This window comes from Streptomyces beijiangensis (assembly GCF_017315755.1).
Lineage (GTDB): Bacteria > Actinomycetota > Actinomycetes > Streptomycetales > Streptomycetaceae > Streptomyces > Streptomyces beijiangensis.
The window spans coordinates 1-305 of sequence record NZ_JAFLRJ010001298.1; the positions used below are offsets into that span (position 1 = coordinate 1).

Sequence of the window (305 nt, forward strand, 5' to 3'; positions counted from 1 at the left end):
GTCCCGACCCGTGCTCGAACACCTTGCCAATGACACCGCCGAGCTCGTCCGTCTGGCCGTCATCGACCATGACGACATGGTCTGGGTCGCCGCCTACCAGGGCACACGCTCCGGGCTGCGCTACGACCCCGACTCGGGCAGCACCGTCACGCTCAGCTGCTCGGCCACCGGTTTCGCCTGGATGGCGCACGTTCCCGAGGAGATCGCGCTGCAGAAGATCCTGCGTCAAGGCATCACCAGCCGGGAGGACAGCGGACCCCGCGCACCCCAGACGATCGACGAGATCCGCGCCGAGCCCACGAGAC

1 protein-coding gene is annotated in these 305 nt (G+C 68.2%); it reads left to right on the plus strand.

The window, feature by feature from the left end; genetic code table 11:
- A partial coding sequence (locus J0695_RS41580) for an IclR family transcriptional regulator domain-containing protein (RefSeq protein ID WP_242553800.1) occupies window positions 1-305 on the plus strand: 305 nt, incomplete at both ends.